The sequence below is a fragment of the Thermus sediminis genome (genome assembly GCF_003426945.1).
Taxonomy (GTDB): Bacteria; Deinococcota; Deinococci; order Deinococcales; family Thermaceae; genus Thermus; species Thermus sediminis.
The window spans coordinates 1,016,296-1,033,445 of the sequence record NZ_QURO01000004.1 but is presented as its reverse complement, the minus strand read 5'-3'; the positions used below and the strand labels follow the sequence as shown (position 1 = coordinate 1,033,445).

The following is a 17,150-nucleotide window of genomic DNA, read 5'->3' as shown; positions in this document are numbered from 1 at the left end:
GGCGCTCAGACGGGCCTGCCCGCCATCATGAAGCTAGCGGTCATCCCCCCGTCCACGGGGAGGATGGCCCCGGTGATGAAGCCCGCCCTTTCCGAGGCTAGGAAGAGGACGGCCTCCGCCACCTCCTCGGGCCTTCCCAGCCGCCTCAGGGCGTGGAGGTCCTCCCAGTCCCTCCGGGTTCTCTCTGGGTCCTCAGAGAGGAGGATGGCCTCGAGGACCGCCTCCGTGGCGATGGCCCCCGGGGCCACGGCGTTGACCCGGATGCCCAAGGGGGCGAGGTCCAGGGCCAGGGAGCGGGTCAGGTTCACCAGGCCCCCCTTGGAGGCGTTGTAGGCGGCGTTTTCCTGCTCGGCGAAGAGCCCCTGGACGCTGGCCACGTTTACGATGGCCCCGCCCCCCGCCTTCCGCATCTCCCGGGCAGCCAGGGCCGAGAGGTGCATGGGGGCGGTGAGGTTCACCTCCAACACCCTCCGCCATGCCGACAAGGGGACGGTGAGGGCCGAGCCCGGGGCAGAGGTGGCGGCGTTGTTGACCAGGACGTCCACCCGCCCCAAGGCGTGGGCCGCCTCCACCACGAAGCGCTCCCGGTCCCGATCCTCGGCCAGGTCCGCCTGGACGAAAAACCCCCCGATGGCCTCCGCCGCCTCCCGCCCCTCCGGCCTGAGGTCGCAAAGGGCCACCAAGGCTCCTTCCCGGGCGAAGGCCTCCGCGATGGCCCGGCCGATGCCCCGGGCCGCCCCAGTAACCAGCACCCCTCTTCCCTCAAAGAGCCCCATGGCCCTAGCTTACGAGCCTCGGGTCCAGGGCTAGGGCCACCTTCTCCCGGGGCAGGGCTCCCTGGAGGATCTCCCTCCCCCCGCCCTTGCCCCCCAGGGCCTTGAGGGCGGCGAGGACCTGTTCCCTCCCCGGCCCCAGGAGGGCGAAGCGTCCTTCGGGGGAGAGGAGGAGGAAGGTCTTTTCGCTCCAGGCGAGGAGCTTCTTGGCTAGGTCGGGGAGGACGGGGGCGGGGACCAGAAGGACCCCCTCCTCCAGGGCCCGGGGCAGGAGGGCCTCCACCAGGGCCTCCCTGAGGGCCAGGTTCTCCCCCTTTAGGGCGTAGACCTCCTCCTGGAGCCTCTTGATGGGCTTTTCCAGATCCAGGGCGCTCGTGGAGAAGGCCAGGGCCAAGCGGGAGAGGAGGGCGTGCTTGGCGTGGTAGTCCTCGAGGGCCTCCCACCCCGCCAGGAAGTAGACGCGGGTGCCCCCCTTGTACCTTTCCCACTTCTGCACCTTGATGGGCCCGGCCTGGGCGCTACTCTTCAGGTGGGTGCCCCCGCAGGCCGCCAGGTCAAAGTCCCCGATCCGGACCAGGCGCACCTCCCCCTGGACCTTGGGGGGGCGGCGGAGGGGGTATTGGGCCAGCTCCTCCTCCCTCACCCAGAAGGCCTCCACCGGGTAGTCGGCGTAGACGGCGAAGGCCGCCAGGGCCTCCGCCTGGCGGACCCTTTCCTCCTCCACCTCCTCCTCCAGGTCTAGGGTGCAAAGGGGGGAGTCCAGGCTCACGGCCACCGTGTGGTACCCCCCGGCCCGGAGGAGGGCCTGGGAGAGGAGGTGTTGGGCGGTGTGGCGCTGCATGTGGCGAAAGCGCCTCTTCCAGTCAATCTCCCCCTCCACCTCCACCCCCTCGGGGATGGGGGCGGAGAGGACGTGGACCACGTCCCCGAAGGCCTTCGCCTCCTCGTAGGCGTGGAGGACCTGGACCTCGCCAAAAGCCCCCCTCAGGACACCGGTATCCGCGGGCTGGCCCCCGGACTCCGGGTAGAAGAGGGTTTGGGACAAGACCGCGTAGTGCCCCTTCTCGTCGCTCCAGGCCCGTTCCACCCGGGCTTGGAAGCGGGTGGCGTAGCTGTTCAGCTGGTAAAGCCTCATCCCCTTAGGATAAGGAGGATGGTGCCCCTGGACCGGGAGGAGTTTGGCCGCTGGCTTTCCCAAGCCCGGCACACCCTGGACTCCGCCAGGAGGGATGCCGAGGAGGGGGACTACGACTGGGCCGCCTTCAAGGCCCAGCAGGCGGCGGAGTATGCCCTGAAGGGCCTTCTTAGGGGGCTGGGCCGCCCCGCCTACGGACACGCCCTTTCCCGGCTCTTGGAGGGCTTAAAGGAGGTGGGGCTGGAGGTCCCCGGGGATCTCCTGGAGGCGGCCAAGGAGCTGGACCTCCACTACATTCCCGCCCGCTACCCCGACGCCTACCCCGAGGGGAGCCCTCACCTTTATTACACAGCCAGGCGGGCTTCTCAGGCTTTGGAGGCGGCGGAGGCCCTATTGGCTTGGGTGGAGGCGCTTTATGCTCTCTGAGGCCCTGAAGCGGAGACAGGCGGAATGGGAGGCCCTTTTGGAGGAGGCCAGGGCCTACGCCCATAGGGTCCGGGAGGCTTTAGGGGAGGCCAGGGTCTATCTCTTTGGCTCCGTGGCCCGAGGGGAGTTCAACCTGGAAAGCGACATAGACCTGCTGGTGGTTTCTCCTCACCTACCCCAAGATCCCTTGGAACGCCTCGCCCTCCTCCACCGCCTTGGGGGGGGTCAGGTGGAGCCCCGGGGCCTCCTACCGGAGGAGTTCGCTAGGCTAGAGGCCAAGGGGGCTCTCTGGTGGCTGGAAGGCGCAAAGGAGCTGTGAGGGGGGAGAGGCTGGACCGGCTCCTGGCCCGGCTGGGCCTAGGAAGCCGCAAGGAGGTGGGGCGGCTCGTGCGCTCGGGGAGGGTGCGCGTGGAGGGCCAGGTGGTCCTGGACCCCGGTTTCCACGTGCCGGAGAGGGCGGGCCTCGAGGTGGAGGGGAGGCCCCTGGCCACGCGCCGCCACCTCCACCTCCTCCTCCACAAGCCCGCGGGGTACGTGACAAGCCGCAAGGAGGGCCCCTCCGTCTACGCCCTCCTCCAGGGCTTCCCCACCCGGGACCTCTCCCCGGTGGGCCGCCTGGACAAGGACGCCGAGGGCCTCCTCCTCTTCACCACCCATGGGGAGCTCCTCCACCGCCTCACCCACCCCCGGCACAAGGTGGAAAAGCGCTACCTGGTCCGTCTCCTCCACCCGGCCACCGAGGCCGATGCGCGCGCCTTCCAGGAGGGCATCTTTCTGGACGGGGAAAGGACCCTCCCCGCCAGGCTCCGCCTGGGGGAGGACCCCATCTGGGTGGAGCTCACCCTCCTGGAGGGGCGCTTCCACCAGGTGAAGCGCATGTTTCGGGCCCGGGGCAACCGGGTCCTCTACCTGAAGCGCTTGGGCTTGGGGCCCCTCACCCTCGGGGACCTTCCCCCGGGCGGGGTCCGTCCCCTGACCCCAGAGGAGGAAGGGGCCCTTTACCTAGCGGTGGGCCTCGCCCCGTGAGGATTTCACAGGGTTTTCGCAGGGGCGTGGTAGCCTCGCCTTCATGAAAGGGTTTCCGGCCTTGGCCCTCCTCCTGGGCCTGGCCTTGGGCCAGGGAGGGGAGAGGGCCTTGGAGGCCCTCTTGGTCCTCCAGGAGGAGGTGATAGAGGGAGGGGCACTCCGCACCTACACCGGGGTCCAGCGCTACCCGGTGGCCTCGGAGGCGGAGCTTATGGCCCTCCTAAGGAAGCTTGCCCGAGAGCCCCGTCCCCCCCGCTTTGTCTACGGGGAAGGGGGTTGGCGGGGGGTGGAGAAAAAGGGCCTGGCCTTTGACGAGAAAGAGGCTTTGGCCGCCTACCGGGAGGCCAGGGCCCAGGGGAGGCGGAGCTTCCGCCTCCCCGTCCGCTACACCCCTCCCACCCCGAGCCTCAAGGACCTCTACGCCCTAGGGGTACGGGAGCACCTGGCCACGGGGGAGACGGACTTCCGGGGCTCCAGCCGGGAGCGGACCCACAACCTCCTCCTGGCCTCGGGCAGGCTGGACGGCCTCCTCATCCCCCCGGGCCCCTTCGCCTTAAACCGGGCCCTGGGGCCCATCACCCGGGAGGCGGGGTACAAGGAGGCCTTCGTGATCGTGGGGGACCGCACGGAGCAGGGCGTGGGGGGCGGGGTCTGCCAGGTGTCCACCACCCTTTTCAGGGCCTTCTTCTTCGCCGGGCTCCCCATCCGGGAGCGCCACGCCCACAGCTACCAGGTGGCCTACTACCAGCCCCCGGGGCTGGACGCCGCCGTCTTCCAACCCCACAAGGACCTGAAGGTCCTGAACGACACCCCAGGGCACATCCTCGTCCAGCGCTCTGTGGTGGGCACCAGGCTCCGCTTCCACCTCTTCGGCACCAAGGACCGGGAGGTGCGTTGGGAGGGGCCCCTGGTCTCGGACCGGAAGCCCCCCCTCCCTCCCCGGGAGATCCCGGATCCCAGCCTGCCCCCGGGGGTGCGCAGGCAGGTGGACTTCGCCGCCGAAGGGGCCCGGGTGGAGTGGCGGCGCTCCGTCCGCCACCAGGGCGGGAGGGCCTGGGAGGACAGGGTGGTGAGCCTCTACCGCCCTTGGGGGGCGGTCTATTTGGTGGGGCCTAGGCCGGAAGGAAAAGGAGCACCGCCCGCTTCACGGGAAGGAGGCGGTGGGGCTCCCGCACCCAAGCCGCCTCCCCAGGGCGGAGGTGCAGGTAGCGCCCCTCGGGGAGGTCCATGACCAGCTCCCCCTCCAGGAGGAGGTAGAAGGCGCTTTCCTCCCGTTCTTCCGGCTCCTTTAGGGTATAGGCCTTTAGGGGGAGGCCCGGCACCACCACCTCCCCTTCCCGGGCCAGGCGCAGGAGGTGGAGCTTCAGGCTCTCAGGCAGAGGCCACCTCCTTCCTGGCCCGCCCCTTGCGCATCCGGAGCTTGAAGAGGGCCCTCTGGGCCAGCCTGGCCTCCTCCTCGCTCTGGGCTTTTCCCTGGACCAGGCCCTCGAGGGCCCGCCTCTCCGCCTCGGGGAGCTCGGGGAGGAAGGCCTGGAGCTCTTCCCAGTCCTTGGGGGGCGTGGCCCCCTTTTTCCCTATAGCGGGCCTTTGGGGCCGGGCCTCCTTGGGGCCTGGCACCAGGCTCGGGTCGTGCTCCGGGCAGGCGGGGTTCATGCAGAGCGCCCTCTTGCCCTTCTCCACCAGGGGCCAGCCGCAGGCCGGGCAGGGGGTGGGGAGGAGGGGGTGGAAGGCGAGGAAGTCGCAGGCCCGGCTCTCGCACTTGTAGTAGGGCTTGCCCCGTTTGCTCCGCTTTTCCAGGATCCGCCCCCCGCACTGGGGGCAGGCCTGCCCCGTGGGGGCGCCGTCGTCCCGGGTGTAGCCGCACTCCGGGTAGCCGGAGCAGGCGATGAAGCTCCCATACCGCCCCTCCTTCCTGAGGAGGGGGCGGCCGCATTCGGGGCAGGCCTCCCCCAGGGGTTCGGCCTCCCTTTTTTCCAGAGGCTCCGTGTAGGTGCACTCTGGGTAGCCCGTGCACCCCAGGAACTGCCCGAAGCGGCTCACCTTGAGCTCCAGGGGGCGGCCGCACCGGGGACAGGTCTTCTTGGGCACCCGGGCGAGCTCGGCCAGGAAGGGCTCATAGAACTCCAAGACCACCTGGGGCCAGGGAGCCCTGCCCTCCTCCACCTGGTCCAGGCGCTCCTCCACGCGGGCGGTGAACCCGTAGGCCACCACCTGGGGGAAGCGCTCCTTGAGGTAGCGGGTCACCTCCCGGCCCAAGGGGGTGGGGAGGAGGGTGCGGCCCCGGCGCTCCACGTACCCCCGCTTCTCCAGGGTCTCCAGGGTGGGGGCGTAGGTGGAGGGGCGGCCGATGCCGAGCTCCTCCATGGTCCTCACCAGGGTGGCGTCGGTGTAGCGGGGCGGGGGCTCGGTCCGGCGTTCCTCCGCCTTTACTTCCAAAAGCTCCGCCCTCCCTCCCGGGGAAAGGGCGGGCACGGGGGGCTCCTCCTCTTCCTCCCCTTCCCTCCCCCAGGCCTTCAGGTAGCCCTCAAACCGGAGGACCGAGCCCGAGGCCCGGAAGAGGAACCGGGGGCTTGGCCCCTCGTCCTGAAGGAGCACCACCGTCCCCTCGTAGAGGGCCTCCCGCATCTGGCTGGCCAGGAAGCGGCGCCAGATCAGGTCGTAAAGGCGGTACTCCTCCTCGGAGAGGTGCTGGCGCACGGCCTCGGGGGTGCGCCTGGGGTCCGTGGGGCGGATGGCCTCGTGGGCGTCCTGCACCCCTTCCTTCCGGTTCCTATAGACCCGGGGGGCCTCGGGCAGGTACTCGGGGCCGAAGAGCGCCCCGATGACCTCCCGGGCCGCCCGGAGGGCCTCGGGGGCGACGCGCACCGAGTCCGTGCGCATGTAGGTGATGAGGCCCACCGTTCCTTCTGGGAGGTCCACCCCCTCGTAGAGCCGCTGGGCGATGCGCATGGTGCGGCTTGCGGTGTAGCCCAGGCGGCTACTGGCCGCCTGCTGCAGGGTGGAGGTGGTGAAGGGGGGTGGGGGGGCCTTGCGGCGCTCCTTGGTCTCCACCTGGGCCACCCCGTAGGGGAGGCCTCTGGCCGCCTGGGCCAGGCGCCGGGCCTCCTCCTCCGTGGCGATGTGGAGCTTCCCCTCCTTCTCCCCTTGGCCCGTCCAGAGGCGCTTCCCCTCCACCTCGTAAAGGCTGGCCCAGACCTCCTTCCCCTCCGCCCCAAAGCGGCCGGAGAGGACAAAGTAGGCCTCCTCCCGGAAGGCCTCGATCTCCTCCTCCCGCTCGGCCACGAGCCTCAGGGCCACGCTCTGCACCCGCCCCGCGGAGAGGGCCCGCTTGCGGAACTCCAGGGAGAGGAGGGGGGAGAGGTTGTAGCCCACCAGGCGGTCCAGGACCCGCCGGGCCTGCTGGGCATCCACCAGGTTCTGGTCTATGGGCCTGGGCCTCTCCACCGCCTGCCGCACCACCTTCGGGGTGATCTCGTGGAACTCCACCCGGATGGGCTCCCGGGGGTCCCGCCCCAAGAGCCTGGCCACGTGCCAACCGATGGCCTCCCCCTCCCGGTCGGGGTCGGTGGCGATGAGGAGCCTCCTGCCCTGGGCGGCCTGTTTCAGCTCCTCCAGCACGGGCTTCTTGTCCTTCTTCACCTCGTAGGTGGGGGCGAAGTCCCTTTCCACGTCCACCCCCAGGGTCCTCTCCGGGAGGTCGGCCACGTGGCCCTTGCTGGCCCGCACCTCGTAGCCGGGCCCCAGCATCTTCTGGATGCTCCTGGCCTTGGCGGGGGACTCCACCACCACCAAGGTGGCGGCCCGGCCTTCTTTCCCCTGGGTCTTGGGCTTCCTCGGCATCGCCCCCTATTTAGGGGGGTGAGGGCGGCCTTGTCAAGCCTGGCCCTTACCCGGAAGTTCCACCCCGGGGTGGCCCCTGGGGAGGAGTTTCCGCTCCCAGGCGGCCCTGTGGAGGTCCTCCCGGAAGTCGGGGTGGGCCACCCCGATGAGGGCCAGGGCCCTTTCCCTGAGGGAGCGGCCGAAGAGCTCGGCCACGCCCCACTCGGTGACCACGTAGTGCACGTCCGCCCGGGTGGTGACCACCCCGGCCCCCGGCTTTAGGTAGGGGACGATGCGGCTATGCCCCTTGGCCGTGGAGGGGAGGGCGATGATGGGCTTCCCCCCCTCGCTCCGGGCCGCCCCCCGGATGAAGTCCAGCTGCCCGCCGAAGCCCGAGTAGATCCGGGTGCCGATGGAGTCGGCCACCACCTGGCCAGTGAGGTCCACCTCTATGGCGGAGTTGATGGCCACCATCTTGCGGTTTTGGGCGATGACGAAGGGGTCGTTCACGTAGTCCGCGGGGTGGAGCTCAAAGAGGGGGTTGTCGTGGACGAAGCGGTAGAGCCTTTCCGAGCCCAGGACAAAGGTGCCGATGATCTTGCCCGGATGGAGGGCCTTCTCCCTCCCGGTGATGAGGCCCTTTTCCCAGGCCTCCAGCACCCCGTCGGAGATCATCTCCGTGTGCACCCCGAGGTCTTTGCGCCCCTCGAGGCTGGCCAAGACGGCATCCGGGATGGCCCCGATGCCCATCTGCAGGGTGGCCCCGTCCTCGATGAGGCCCGCCACGTGCTCCCCGATGCGCCTCTCCACCTCCCCGAAGCCCTCCCGCCGGAGCTCGGGCAGGGGGTGGTCCATCTCCACGATGGCGGTGAAGCGGGAGACGTGGACGAAGGTGTCCCCCAGGGTTCTCGGCATCCTGGGGTTCACCATGGCGATGACGAGGGGAGCGGCCTCCAGGGCGGCCTTGGAGGCGATGACCTCCACCCCCAAGGAGGAGAAGCCGTGCTCGTCGGGGGGGGAGACCTGGACGATGGCGGCATCCAGGGGCAGGACCCGGCGCTTGAAGAGCCAGGGGACCTGGTGGAGGGTGATGGGCACGTAGTCGGCCCGGCCCTGGTTCACCGCCTCCCGGTCGGCGGGGCCCACGAAGAGGGAGCGCCGGCGGAAGTGGCCCTCCATCTCGGGACTGGCGAAGGGGTCGTGGCCCATCTGCAGGAGGTGGACGAGCTCCACCCCTTCCAGTTCGTCCTTGCGGGCGGCCAGGGCCTCGAGGAGGGGCGTGGGCGTGGCGGCGTTACCGGAGACGAAGACCCGCATCCCCGACTGGATCAGGGTGACGGCGTCCTCGGGGGAGGTGAGCTTCTTGCGGTAGCTCATTCCAGGTGGCCTCCTTTCTGGCCCAGGGCCAGGTAGGCGCCCTGGCGCAGGGCGGGGACCTTCAGGGGGTCCTCCTCCATCGCTAGGAGGAAGGGGAGCAGGGTGGCGGTGAGGGCGTGGCTGGCGGTGCGGGGCACCAGGGCGGGGACGTTGGGCAGGCAGAAGTGGGTAACGCCCATCTCCTGGTAGAGGCCCACCCGGCTGGTTTCGGCGATGCCCCCCTGGTCTATGGCGAAGTCCAGGAGGACGCTTCCCGGGCGCATGCGGGAGAGGTGGTCCCGGGTGAGGAGGAGGGGGGTGCGCTCCCCCGGCACGGCCACCGCCCCCACCAGGACGTCGGCGAAGGCCACGTAGCGCTCCAGGCGGCTTTGGGTGACGAGGGCGGTCACCGCCCCCGGGGCCTCCTTGGCCGCCTCCTCCAGGGCGGGGAGGGCCTGGTCCAGGAGGTAGACCGAGGCCCCGGCCCCCAGGAAGGCCCGGGCGGCGGCCCGGCCCAAAACCCCCGCCCCTAGGATCACCACGTCGGCGGGGGGGATGCCGGGAAGGCCGGAGAGGAGGACCCCGGGGCCCAGGGGGGCCTCGAGGAGCCTCCCGGCGATCTGGGGGGCGAGCCTCCCCGCGATCCCGCTCATGGCCTTGAGGACGGGCCGCCCCTTTTCGTCCCCGATGAGCTCGTAGCCGATGGCGGTGATCCCCTTCTCCGCCATGGCCTCGATGAGGCCCGACTCCGCCACCGCCAGGTGCAAAAAGCCCATGAGGGTGGCCTCGGGGCGGAGGAGGGCCACCTCCTCGAGGGTGGGCCGGGATACCTTCAGCACCACCTCGCCCCGGCCGAAGGCCTCCTCCCGGCTCACCAACCGGGCCCCCGCCGCCTCGTAAAGGGCGTCGGGGAAGCCCGCCCGCTCCCCGGCCCCCCGCTCCACGTAGACCCGGTGCCCCTTGGCGGCGAGCTCCCGCACCCCTTGAGGGGTGAGGGCCACCCGCCCTTCCCGCACCTCCTCCCCGAAGGGGGGGAGGGTCTTGAGCACCATGCGCTCCTTGGGTAGGCCGATGTCCATAATCCCCTCCCTTTTGGGGCCCGGCCCCAAAGGACTCCACCCTAAGCTTACGGGAAAGCGAGAAGGGGGGTGTGCCCCTCCTCCCCATGGGCCTTTCCCTTAGGCTTTTTCCCGTGGAGGCCTTCGCCAACTGGCTCTTCGTGGTCCTCTGGCTCCTTGGGCTGCTCCTCACCTTCGTCCCCTTCGTCCCCGCCACCTTGGTCATCCTCCTGGCGGCCTTTTTGCGCGAGCTCCTCCTGGGCTTCCAAGGGCTCTCCTGGGAGACCTGGCTTCTTCTCGGCCTCCTGGCCCTTTTGGCCATGACCCTGGACAACTTGGCCGCCCTCCTGGGGGCCAGGCGCTACGGGGCGGGGCGGGCGGGGCTTTGGGGGGCTTTTTTGGGCGGCCTCCTGGGCCTCTTCTTCGGCGTCCTAGGGGTCCTCCTCCTCCCCTTCCTCCTGGCCTGGCTTTTGGAGTACCTCTCCGGCCGGAGGCCAAAGGAGGCCCTGAGGGCGGCCTGGGGCACCCTGGTGGGCCTCATGGGGGGCGTGGTGGCCAAGGTGCTGGTCCACCTGGCCATGGGGCTTTTGGTGGTGCGGGCCATCTTCGGGTAGGCTTAGGCCCATGGGTTTGGTCCTGGTTACCCGGGAGGGGTGCGGGCTTTGCGAGAAGGCGGAGAGGGCCCTCTGGACCCTGGGGGTCTCCTACGTGCGGCGGGACGTGGACCGGGAGCCGGAGCTTCAGCCCTACTCCTTCCGCGTGCCCGTCCTCCTTTGGGAAGGAGAGGTGCTCTTGGAGGGCGCTTTTGGCGAGAAAGAGCTCCTGAAGGTCATGGAAGGCATCTTGGGAGGTGAGGCGTGAACCCCACCATGATAGAGATCGGCCCCTTGCGCATCCAGTGGTACGGCTTTCTCCTCACCCTGGCCATCTTTGTCGGCTTTGAGCTGGCTAGGCGCCGCCTGAAGGCCTGGGGCCTGGACGCGGAGAGGTTTGAAACCGCCGCCTTCTGGGCCGTGGTCTTCGGCGTGGTGGGGGCCAGACTGGGCTACGTCCTCACCTCCCCCGGCTACTTCCTGGAAAACCCCCTGGAGATCCTCTACGTCTGGCACGGGGGCCTCTCCTTCCACGGGGCCATTCTGGGCGGGGCTTTGGCCTTCCTCTACCACCACAAGAGGAGGGGCTACCCCCTCTGGCCCTACCTGGACGCCGCCACCCCGGGGGTGGCCCTGGGCATCCTCGCCGGTCGGATCGGCAACCTGATGAATGGCTCCGACACCGCGGGCCGCCTCACCACCCTGCCCATCGGCTTCACCTGGCCGGAGTGGGCCAAGGGCTTCCCCGGGGTCTGCCCCGGGATCGACGACATCTCCCAGGTCTACCAGTGCGCGGAGCTCCTCAGGGGCCCGGTCCACCTCACCCAGGTCTACGGGGCCCTGGTGGGGCTCATCCTCCTCCCCCTTGCCTACTACTGGCTCAAGAAAAAGCCCTTTTACGGCTACGCCTTCTGGCAACTGATCCTCTGGTATAGCGTCCTGCGCTCGGTCCTAGAGGAGCCCTTCCGCCTCAACCCCTTGTGGCTCCCCGTCTACCGCAACGAGGAACTGGGCATCGGCCTCCTCACCGCCACCCAGGTGGCGAGCCTGCCCCTCATCCTGCTCTCCCTCTACATGCTGAGGCGGCTTCGCACCCAAGCCGGCTAAGATGGAGGCATGCACGTCCACGTGATCCTGGCCGCGGGGCAGGGGACCAGGATGCGGTCCCGACTGCCCAAGGTGCTCCATCCCCTTCTGGGCAAGCCCATGGTGATCTACGCCGTGGAGGCCGCCTTGGCCTTGAACCCCGAGAGGCTTGTCGTGGTGGTGGGCCACGGGGCGGAAAGGGTGCAGGAGGCCCTGGAGGGCTACCCCGTGCTCTTCGCAAGGCAAAGGGAGCAGCTTGGGACCGCCCACGCCCTCTTGCAGGCGGAGGCCCTCCTCGAGGGCTTTCCTGGCCCCTTCTTGGTCACCCAGGGGGACACCCCCCTCCTCCGCCCGGAGACCCTGAGGGCCCTTCTGGAGAAGGTGGAGGAGGGGCTGGGCATGGCCCTCCTCACCGTGGAGCTCCCCGACCCCACGGGCTACGGCCGCATCCTCCGGGAAGGGGAGGAGGTCTTGGGCAACGTGGAGGAGAAGGACGCCCCTCCCGGGGTGAAGGCCCTCAAGGAGGTGAACGCCGGGGCCTACGCCTTGGACGGCTTCCTCTTCCAGGCCCTCAAGGAGGTGAAGAACGAGAACGCCGCCCGGGAGTACTACCTCCCCGACCTCATCGCCGTCTACCGGGCCCACGGGAAGCGGGTGGTGGCCGTGCGGGGAAGGGCGGAGGAGGCCTTGGGGGTGAACACCCGGGAGGAGCTGGCCCGGGTGGAGGGGGTCTTGCTGGGAGGGCTTCGCGCCCACTGGATGCGCCAGGGGGTGCGGATGATCCTGCCGGAGACCATCTACCTGGAGCCCACGGTGGAGCTTTCCCCCGACGTCACCCTCTGGCCCGGGGTGGTCCTGAAGGGGAGGACCCGGATCGGGGAGGGGTGCGAGGTGGGGGCCTACAGCGTCTTGGAGGACACCGTCCTGGAGCCCGGGGCCCGGGTCCACGCCCACACCGTGGCCCAGGGGGCCCACCTCTTCCCGGGGGCGGAGGCCGGCCCCTTCGCCAGGTTGAGGCCAGGGGCGGTCCTCGAGGAGGAGGTCCACGTGGGCAACTTCGTGGAGGTGAAGAATAGCCGCCTCCACAAAGGGGTCAAGGCGGGCCACCTGGCCTACCTGGGGGATGCCGAGGTGGGGGAGGGGACGAATATCGGGGCCGGGGTCATCACCGCCAACTACGACGGCAAGCGCAAGCACAAGACGGTGATCGGCCAAAGGGCCTTCATCGGTTCGGATAGCGTCCTGGTGGCTCCCGTGAGGGTGGGGGACAGGGCCATGGTGGGGGCGGGGAGCGTCATCACCCAGGACGTGCCCGAAGGGGCCCTGGCCGTGGCCCGGGGGCGGCAGCGGAACCTCGAGGGCTACGCCCTCAAGAAGCTGGGGGAAGAGTAGACCCTTTCACCCTCCCCTCAGCCTGTGGGTGCTAAACTGGGGAGCATGAACCTGGGCATGTCGGAAATCCTGGTGATCCTGGTGGTGGCCCTCCTCCTCTTCGGGCCCAAGAAGCTCCCCGAGCTGGGCCGCTCCCTGGGCCAGAGCATCCGGGAGTTCAGGCGGGGGGCCCAGGAGATCCGCGAGGAGCTGGAGAAGTCCGTGGACGTGCGGGAAGAGCCCAAGCCCAAACCCATGGAGGCCCCCTCTTCCCAGGCCCCTGAGGCCGAGGAGCGCAAGGCTTGAAGGAAGCCCCCCTGGTAGAGCACCTAGAGGAGCTCCGCGCCCGCCTGATCTGGGCCCTCCTCGCCTGGGCGGTGGGCCTGGGGGTGGCCTGGGCCTTCCGGGTGCAGCTCCTGGCGTGGCTGAAGCGCCCCTTGGATCTGGCGGCGGAGCAGAACGGCATCCAGGTCAACCTCATCGTCCTGGACATCACCGAGCCCTTCTTGGTCTCCTTGAAGGTGGCCGCCTTCGGCGGGCTCGTCCTGGCCCTCCCCTTTATCGTCTACCAGGTCTGGGCCTTCATCGCCCCCGGGCTTTACGAGCACGAGAAGCGCCTTGCGGTTCCCTTCCTCCTGGGGGCGGGCTTTAGCTTCGCCCTGGGGGCCCTCTTCGCCTACTATGGCTTCCTGCCCTTCGCCGTTCCCTTCCTGCTGGGCTTCCTGGGGGACGTGATCACCCCCCAGATCTCCATCGGCCGCTACATGGGCCAGGTCCTCATGATGATGACCGTGATGGGCCTGGTTTTTGAGATGCCCGTGGTGAGCTACCTTCTGGCCCGGCTGGGCCTCCTTTCCTCGGACTTCCTGGCCCGCAACTGGCGGATCGCCGTGGTCCTCCTCCTCACCCTGGCGGCGGTCATCACCCCCACGGTGGACGTGGTGAGCCTGGCCATCGTCACGGGGCCTCTCCTGGTCCTTTACTGGATCTCCGTCCTGGTGGCCCGGGTGGCGGAAAGGAGGAGGCCCAAGGAAGAAGCCGCTTGACAACCCGGGAAGGTTTTCCCCATAAAATAGCCCATGGACGAGCGCATCCAGGCCCTTAGGAGGGAGGTGGACCGGGTCAACCGGGAGATCCTCAGGCTCCTTTCCGAGCGGGGCCGCTTGGTCCAGGAGATCGGCCGCATCCAGACGGAGCTGGGCCTCCCCCACTACGACCCCAAGCGGGAGGAGGAGATGCTCTCCTACCTCACCCGGGAAAACCCGGGGCCTTTCCCCGCGGAGACCATCCGGAAGCTTTTCAAGGAGATCTTCAAGGCCAGCCTGGACCTCGAGGAGAAGGAGGACCAGAAGCGGTTCCTCTACTCCAAAAGGACCAAGCCCGAGCCCACCCGGGTGCGGGTGAAGGACGTGGTCTTCGGGGAAGGCCCCCTCCTCATCGCCGGGCCCTGCTCCATAGAGGGCGAGGAGCAGATGATGGAGACCGCCCGCTTCCTCTCGGCCAGGGGGGTGAGGGTGCTAAGGGGCGGGGCCTTCAAGCCCCGCACCAGCCCCTACGGCTTCCAGGGCCTGGGGGTGGAGGGGCTAAGGCTGGGGAGGAGGGCGGCGGACGCCTTCAGCATGATCTTCGTCACCGAGGTCATGGACACCCGGGACGTGGAGGTGGTGGCGGAGTACGCCGACATCCTCCAGATCGGGGCCCGGAACATGCAGAACTTCGCCCTCCTCAAGGAGGTGGGGCGGGCGCGAAAGCCCGTCCTCCTCAAAAGGGGGCTTGCCGCCACCATGGAGGAGTGGTTCTACGCCGCCGAGTACATCCTCTCCCAGGGGAACGAACAGGTGATCCTGGCGGAGAGGGGGATCCGCACCTTTGAGCGCTGGACGAGGAACACCTTAGACCTCTCCGCCGTGGCCCTGGCCAAGCAGGAGACCCACCTCCCCGTGATCGTGGACGTGACCCACGCCGCTGGGCGCACGGACCTTCTCGCCCCCCTGGCCCGGGCCGCCTTGGCCGTGGGGGCGGACGGGGTGCACGTGGAGGTCCACCCCAACCCCAAGGTGGCCCTCTCCGACAACGGGCAGCAGCTGGACTTCGCCCAGTTTGAGCGCTTCCTCGAGGCCATCCAGGACCTCTTCAAGGCCCACGCCCCCAGACCCTAGACCCTTGACCCTCTAAGCTGCCATGGGCCTCCTGGACAACCTCCTAAACGCCTTCCTCAAGGCCACCGACCCCCGGCCCCGCTACACCGAGGCCCGCTGCCTCCTCTACAAGAACAGCGTGGGGGGGTGCGACCGCTGCTACCAGGCCTGCCCCAAGGGGGCGGTGCGCCTCGAGGGGTGGCGGGTGGAGCTGGACGAGGTGCTTTGCACGGGGTGCGGCCTCTGCACCGGGGTCTGCCCCGGCATCGCCCTGGAGTACCCCTTAGGGGCCATCCAGGAGGCCCTGATCCGGGGAAAGGGGCAACTCCGCTGCTCCAAGGCGGAGGGGAAGGGGGAGGAGGTCCTCTGCTTGGGCCGCCTCACCCCGGGGCTTCTCGCCGAGGCGGGAAGCCGCTTTGGGAAGGTGGTCCTGGCCCGGGGGGACTGCGCCTCCTGCCGCATTGGGGGGCCCTCCGTCCCCCAGCACCTGGAAAGGATGGCCGAGGAGGCCAGGCGCTACCACCCCGTGGAGGTGGAGGTGGTGGAGGGGAGCTTACCGGGGGAGCCCGTGGGGCGAAGGGAGCTCTTCCAGGCCCTTCTGGGGAGCGCCAAGCGCACCGCCGCCGACCTGGCACCCGAGCTTCCCCTGCCCCTTCCCGAGGAAGGGGAGGAAAGGGGCCTTCCCCCGGAGCTTCGCCTCCGCCTACTCGCCTCCAGGCGGGCTTCCGAGGTGCGCTGGCCCAGGATCCGGGTGGAGGAGGGGTGCACCCTCTGCCCGGTGTGCACCAACGTCTGTCCCACGGGGGCGGTGAACCGGGTTAGGGAGGGGGAGGAGTACGTGCTCTACCTCCAGGTGGAGGCCTGCACCGGGTGCGGGGCCTGCGTGGAGAGCTGCCCGCCCCAGGTGATCCGCCTCGAGGAGGCCCCGAAGGAGGAGGTGGGCCAGGAGCTGGAGCTCTTCCGGGGCAAGCCCCCCTGGTACGACCTGTAGAATGGCCCCATGCGGCTTCACCACGTGGGCATCGCCGTGGAGGACCTGGAGGCGGCCAAGGCCCGCTACCGTCTATTGGGCTTCCAGGTGGAGGCGGAGGGGGAGGTGGCGGCCCAGGGGGTGCGGGTGGCCCTGCTGAAGGGGGAGGGGGAGGCCCTTCTGGAGCTCCTCGCCCCCCTGGGCCCGGACACCCCCGTGGGCCGCTTTTTGGAGAAGCGGGGCCCCGGGCTTCATCACCTGGCCTTCGCCACGGAGCGCCTAGAGGAGGAGCTGGCCCGGCTCCGGGCGGAAGGGGCCAGGCTCATAGACGAGGTGCCCCGGCCCGGCTTCGGGGGGCACCGGGTGGCCTTCCTCCACCCCTCCTTTGGGCTTGGGGTCCTCTGGGAGCTGGTGGAGGCCTAGTGCCGAGGGGCCTTTACCTGGCCCTGGGCTGGATGGCGATTCTTTGGCTCCTCTCCGCCCAGCCCGCCCCCGGAGCCGGCCTGCCCCACCCCTGGGACAAGAGGGCCCACCTCCTGGCCTACGCCCTCTTGGGCCTTCTCCTCGGGCGGGGGCTCGGGCGCTTCCGCCCCGCCTTCCTCCTCGCCCTCCTCTATGGCCTGGTGGACGAGGCGCACCAGGGCTTCTTCCCGGGGCGGGAGGTGTCCTTTTGGGACCTCCTCGCCGATGCCTTCGGGGCCTACCTGGGGGCTAGGTGGGGGGGTAGATGGGAAGCTCCAAAAGGCGCCCGCCCCTAGCCCCCGCTGCCTGGACCACCAGCTCGGCCACCAACTCAGGGGCGATCCAGCGGCTGGGGTCGGCCTCGGGCATGGCCTTGCGGTTGGCCTCGGTGTCCAGGGTGCCCATGGGGTAGACCAGGAGGAAGCGCACCCCCTCCACCTCCTCCTGTAAGGATCGGAGGAGGCTCGCCAGGGCAGCCTTGGCCAGGGTGTAGAGGGCCCGTCCCGGGCCAACGCCCGTCCAGGCGGGGCCCGCGGCGAAGGCGGCGAAGAAGCCCTCACCCCGCCCCTCCATGTAGGGGAGGACCGCCCTCAGGAGGTTGTAGGTGGTGCGCAGGTTCAGGTCCAGCATCCAGTCGTAAAGCCCTGGGTCCGAGTCCAGGAAGCGCCCGGCGGCGAAGCCCCCCACGGTGTGGACCACGCCGTAAAGCGGGGCCTCCTGCTCCACGAAGCGCGCCAGGGCCTGGGCCTCCTCCAACTTGGTGAGGTCCGCCACAAAGGTCTTGGCCCCTACGGCCTCGGCCCGCTCCGCCATGGGCTCTGGGCGGGGGTCGGAGAGGAAGAGCCTGGCCCCCGCCCGGTGGAAGGCGGGGATCAGGGCCCGGGAGAGGGCTCCCCCAGCCCCGGTGATGAGAAAAGCCTTTCCTTCCAGCATGGCC

21 protein-coding genes are annotated in these 17,150 nt (G+C 69.6%); 14 read left to right on the top strand and 7 right to left on the bottom strand.

The genetic code is table 11. From position 1 onward, the window contains the following. Positions 1–5: 5 nt before the first annotated feature. Positions 6–776 carry an SDR family NAD(P)-dependent oxidoreductase gene (locus ATI37_RS06170; protein ID WP_117237594.1) on the bottom strand — a complete coding sequence of 257 codons (771 nt, stop codon included), beginning with the start codon at positions 774–776 and terminating at the stop codon, positions 6–8. Positions 777–780: 4 nt separating this feature from the next. Then, positions 781–1,908 (bottom strand): alanyl-tRNA editing protein, encoded by a 1,128-nt coding sequence (locus tag ATI37_RS06165; protein ID WP_117237593.1) that lies wholly within the window; start codon positions 1,906–1,908, stop codon positions 781–783. Between the two features lie 18 nt (positions 1,909–1,926). Between ATI37_RS06165 and ATI37_RS06160 the strand changes: the two genes are divergently transcribed. The 4 genes from ATI37_RS06160 to ATI37_RS06145 are packed head-to-tail and all read left to right on the top strand — an operon-like array spanning position 1,927 to position 4,591. Next, a complete protein-coding gene (locus ATI37_RS06160) occupies positions 1,927–2,334 on the top strand; it encodes a HEPN domain-containing protein (RefSeq protein WP_198665513.1) in 408 nt (135 codons plus the stop codon). Beyond that, positions 2,324–2,653: a nucleotidyltransferase domain-containing protein gene (locus ATI37_RS06155; RefSeq protein WP_117237592.1), complete on the top strand. Its 330-nt coding sequence runs from the start codon at positions 2,324–2,326 to the stop codon at positions 2,651–2,653. The genes ATI37_RS06160 and ATI37_RS06155 overlap by 11 nt, the downstream gene beginning before the upstream one ends. Then, a complete protein-coding gene (locus tag ATI37_RS06150; RefSeq protein WP_117237591.1) occupies positions 2,650–3,360 on the top strand; it encodes a pseudouridine synthase in 711 nt (236 codons plus the stop codon). The genes ATI37_RS06155 and ATI37_RS06150 overlap by 4 nt, the downstream gene beginning before the upstream one ends. A gap of 43 nt (positions 3,361–3,403) precedes the next feature. Next, a complete protein-coding gene (locus tag ATI37_RS06145; RefSeq protein ID WP_117237590.1) occupies positions 3,404–4,591 on the top strand; it encodes a VanW family protein in 1,188 nt (395 codons plus the stop codon). On the opposite strand, the gene ATI37_RS12045 is transcribed toward ATI37_RS06145, so the two are convergent. The 4 genes from ATI37_RS12045 to ATI37_RS06125 are packed head-to-tail and all read right to left on the bottom strand — an operon-like array spanning position 4,473 to position 9,614. Beyond that, on the bottom strand, positions 4,473–4,739 hold the full coding sequence (locus ATI37_RS12045) for a hypothetical protein (protein WP_117237589.1): 267 nt from the start codon (positions 4,737–4,739) through the stop codon (positions 4,473–4,475). The two genes, ATI37_RS06145 and ATI37_RS12045, sit on opposite strands and share 119 nt — an antisense overlap. Then, entirely contained in the window at positions 4,732–7,200 is a 2,469-nt protein-coding gene (gene topA / locus ATI37_RS06135) for a type I DNA topoisomerase (protein ID WP_117237588.1), read from the bottom strand. Before topA ends, ATI37_RS12045 begins: the two co-directional genes overlap by 8 nt. Positions 7,201–7,233: 33 nt before the next feature. Next, entirely contained in the window at positions 7,234–8,556 is a 1,323-nt protein-coding gene (locus ATI37_RS06130; protein WP_117237587.1) for an acetyl-CoA hydrolase/transferase family protein, read from the bottom strand. Further along, positions 8,553–9,614 (bottom strand): alanine dehydrogenase, encoded by a 1,062-nt coding sequence (locus ATI37_RS06125; RefSeq protein ID WP_117237586.1) that lies wholly within the window; start codon positions 9,612–9,614, stop codon positions 8,553–8,555. The genes ATI37_RS06130 and ATI37_RS06125 overlap by 4 nt, the downstream gene beginning before the upstream one ends. A 113-nt stretch (positions 9,615–9,727) precedes the next feature. Between ATI37_RS06125 and ATI37_RS06120 the strand changes: the two genes are divergently transcribed. The 10 genes from ATI37_RS06120 to ATI37_RS06075 are packed head-to-tail and all read left to right on the top strand — an operon-like array spanning position 9,728 to position 16,509. Beyond that, positions 9,728–10,207, top strand: coding sequence for a DUF456 family protein (locus tag ATI37_RS06120; protein ID WP_117238537.1), 480 nt, complete (start codon positions 9,728–9,730; stop codon positions 10,205–10,207). A 10-nt stretch (positions 10,208–10,217) separates the two neighbouring features. Further along, the gene (locus ATI37_RS06115; protein WP_117237585.1) at positions 10,218–10,454 is read left to right on the top strand and encodes a glutaredoxin family protein; all 237 of its coding nucleotides are present in this window, start codon (positions 10,218–10,220) and stop codon (positions 10,452–10,454) included. 8 nt (positions 10,455–10,462) lie between these two features. Next, the gene (gene lgt, locus ATI37_RS06110) at positions 10,463–11,293 is read left to right on the top strand and encodes a prolipoprotein diacylglyceryl transferase (RefSeq protein ID WP_117238536.1); all 831 of its coding nucleotides are present in this window, start codon (positions 10,463–10,465) and stop codon (positions 11,291–11,293) included. A gap of 9 nt (positions 11,294–11,302) precedes the next feature. Then, positions 11,303–12,664 (top strand): bifunctional UDP-N-acetylglucosamine diphosphorylase/glucosamine-1-phosphate N-acetyltransferase GlmU, encoded by a 1,362-nt coding sequence (glmU, locus tag ATI37_RS06105; protein WP_117237584.1) that lies wholly within the window; start codon positions 11,303–11,305, stop codon positions 12,662–12,664. Positions 12,665–12,709: 45 nt separating this feature from the next. Next, complete coding sequence (locus ATI37_RS06100; RefSeq protein ID WP_117237583.1) at positions 12,710–12,949, top strand: Sec-independent protein translocase subunit TatA/TatB; 240 nt, start codon at positions 12,710–12,712, stop codon at positions 12,947–12,949. After that, the gene (gene tatC / locus ATI37_RS06095) at positions 12,946–13,689 is read left to right on the top strand and encodes a twin-arginine translocase subunit TatC (protein WP_117237582.1); all 744 of its coding nucleotides are present in this window, start codon (positions 12,946–12,948) and stop codon (positions 13,687–13,689) included. The genes ATI37_RS06100 and tatC overlap by 4 nt, the downstream gene beginning before the upstream one ends. A gap of 33 nt (positions 13,690–13,722) precedes the next feature. Beyond that, entirely contained in the window at positions 13,723–14,802 is a 1,080-nt protein-coding gene (locus ATI37_RS06090; protein WP_117237581.1) for a bifunctional 3-deoxy-7-phosphoheptulonate synthase/chorismate mutase, read from the top strand. Positions 14,803–14,824: 22 nt separating this feature from the next. Next, positions 14,825–15,772, top strand: a complete 948-nt coding sequence (locus ATI37_RS06085; RefSeq protein WP_117237580.1) for a 4Fe-4S dicluster domain-containing protein — start codon at positions 14,825–14,827, stop codon at positions 15,770–15,772. Positions 15,773–15,781: 9 nt separating this feature from the next. After that, on the top strand, positions 15,782–16,174 hold the full coding sequence (gene mce / locus ATI37_RS06080; protein WP_117237579.1) for a methylmalonyl-CoA epimerase: 393 nt from the start codon (positions 15,782–15,784) through the stop codon (positions 16,172–16,174). 32 nt (positions 16,175–16,206) lie between these two features. Further along, positions 16,207–16,509 carry a VanZ family protein gene (locus ATI37_RS06075; RefSeq protein WP_117238535.1) on the top strand — a complete coding sequence of 101 codons (303 nt, stop codon included), beginning with the start codon at positions 16,207–16,209 and terminating at the stop codon, positions 16,507–16,509. Here ATI37_RS06075 and ATI37_RS06070 read toward each other — a convergent pair. Further along, entirely contained in the window at positions 16,463–17,146 is a 684-nt protein-coding gene (locus tag ATI37_RS06070; protein WP_117237578.1) for an SDR family NAD(P)-dependent oxidoreductase, read from the bottom strand. The genes ATI37_RS06075 and ATI37_RS06070 overlap by 47 nt on opposite strands. Positions 17,147–17,150 lie beyond the last annotated feature (4 nt).